Consider the following 2,353-nt stretch of genomic DNA (forward strand, 5'->3'; position numbering starts at 1 on the left):
GGCACGCTGGGCTACTGGAACTCCCGGCTCAAAGCGCAGGCCGCCGACGCCCTGACATCATCGGCCGGATCAGAAACCGCGGCGACGTTTCTGGCGGTCCATGTCGCCGAACCGGTGGTGAGTGTCCCGGAACCGCGGGATGACCGGATCGAACTGGTTCTGAAGGGGGGTAGCGTCCTCCGGATTGGGCGTGGCTTCGACGCCATGACCCTGGACCGGCTGCTCGATGTTGTCGAGAGGCGGTCGTGATTGGGCTGCCGGATGGCGTGCGTGTTTACCTGGCAGCGGGTCGGACCGACCTGCGCCGCGGCATCGACGGCCTGGCCGCACAGATCCAGACAGTGCTGCTCCAGGATCCCTTCAGTGGCCATCTTTTCGTTTTTCGGGGACGTTCGGCGCACACGATCAAGGTTCTGATGTACGACACCACCGGCTTTCTGCTGATGCAGAAGCGCCTGACCGAGGGAAAGTTCATCTGGCCAAGCCCGGCGGATGGCATCGTGACGATCAGCCGGGCCCAGATGTCGCTGCTCGTTGACGGTCTGGACTGGCGATCCGCCAAGACAAAGCCCATTGCGAAGCCTCTGTTTATCGTCTGAACAGAGGTTACGTTACTTCTATGTTACTGCTTCTGCTGCTGTTTACCAGGAGGGCCGGTGCGGATACTTTCTTTACATGGATGAAGCCCCGCGCGACAGCAATCCTGCGAACCCGATGGATGATCCGCTCCAGCGGATCGCCGCGCTGGAACGTCGGGTCGCGGTGCTGACGCGCGAGAACGAACGGCTGGAGACGTTCCTGGCGGTTCTGCGCCACAGGATCTTCGGCCGTTCCTCGGAAAGGATGAACCCGGACCAGCTCAGCCTGCTCGATACGGCAGCACAGGCCCCGGCCAATCCCGCCGAGGCGGAACCGTCAGCGGATTCCTCAGGCGCGGACACGACCGGACAGCGCCGGCGTGGTGGCGGGGGGCGGCGTCCTTTGCCCGACAATCTGCCGCGGGTGACCCGCGAGATCCTGCCCGCCAGCACGCAGTGCCCGTGCTGCAGCCGGGAGATGGCCCGGATCGGCCAGGACGAGAGCAAACAGCTCCACCTCGTGCCGGCCCATGCCGAGGTTCACGTCACGCTCCGGCCCAAGTTCGCCTGCAGGGCCTGCGGTGAACTGGCCCAGGCGCCGGCGCCTGACGACCGGCCGATCGAGCGCGGCCTGCCCACCGCCGGCACGATTGCTCAGGTCGTCATCGCCAAGTACCTCAATCACATGCCGCTGCACCGGCAGGCGGCGCACTACGCCCGGCTCGGCGTTCTGCTCGCCACCACCACGCTGTACGGCTGGGTCGAGGCGGCCGCGCGCGATCTGGCGCCGATTGCCGACCGCCTGCTCGAACTGCTGCTCCGGCGGACCAAAATCCATGTCGACGACACGCCGGTGACCGTGCTCAATCCCGGTCGCGCCGGCACTCACGACGGTCGCTTCTGGGTTTATGCCGACGACACCCGGCCGCGCGGCGGCAGCGAGCCCTCGATCGCGGTGTTCCGCTTCTCCGCCGGACGGGCCGGCAAGCATCCGGCCCAGCACCTGGCGGGCTTCACCGGCACGCTGCAGGCCGATGCCTTCTCCGGCTTCGATCACCTGTACCGGGGCGGCACCATGGTCGAGGCCGGCTGCCTCGGCCACGCCCGGCGCAAGCTGGTCGATCTGGTGCGCGCCAAGGGTTCGCCAGTCGCTGCCGAAGGCGTGAAGCAGATCGCCGCGCTGTACCGCATCGAGCGGCGGATCCATGGGCTGCCGCCCGCGGAACGCCTGGCGGTGCGCCGGAACGAGGCGGTGCCGCTGCTCGACGCCCTGCGAGCCTGGCTGACCGAACGGCTGAGCCAGGTGGCGCCGCGCAGCGAGTTGGCCAAGGCGCTCGGCTACATGAACGCCCAGTGGGATGCCCTGGTCCGCTACGCCGCCGACGGCACGCTGGAGATCGATAATCTGACGGCCGAGCGGGCGCTGCGCGGCATAGCCGTCGGCAGGAAAAACTGGAACGTGATCGGCTCGGACGCCGCCGGCAAGGTCGCCGCCGTGATCTACAGCCTGGTGGAAACCTGCCGGTTGAACGGGATCAACCCGGAAGCCTACCTGACCGACGTCATCGGCCGGATCGGACGGACCAAAATCCAGGCGCTCGATACCCTGCTGCCGTTCAACTGGCGACCGCCCGACACCAGCAACCCCGCCGATCCGGGCCGCATGACCATCGCCCCTCACGCCGCTGCCGCCGCCTGATCCGGCCGCGCCGAGGTCTCCACCCACCGGCAAATCCTCCCGCTGCCCATCATCGGGAATCTATGCGCGTGACGGC

General features: G+C 67.4%; 3 protein-coding genes. All 3 read left to right on the forward strand.

What is annotated here, in order from left to right:
• The coding region (locus AC5JJ6_RS09755) for a hypothetical protein (RefSeq protein WP_496041853.1) at window positions 1-249 on the forward strand (249 nt) is incomplete at its 5' end.
• Window positions 246-599 (forward strand): IS66 family insertion sequence element accessory protein TnpB, encoded by a 354-nt coding sequence (gene tnpB / locus AC5JJ6_RS09760; protein ID WP_203104522.1) that lies wholly within the window; start codon window positions 246-248, stop codon window positions 597-599. The genes AC5JJ6_RS09755 and tnpB, both read left to right, overlap by 4 nt.
• A gap of 76 nt (window positions 600-675) precedes the next feature.
• Complete coding sequence (gene tnpC, locus AC5JJ6_RS09765) at window positions 676-2,277, forward strand: IS66 family transposase (protein WP_496041854.1); 1,602 nt, start codon at window positions 676-678, stop codon at window positions 2,275-2,277.
• Window positions 2,278-2,353: the final 76 nt, after the last annotated feature.

The sequence above is a fragment of the Skermanella sp. genome (assembly GCF_059503625.1).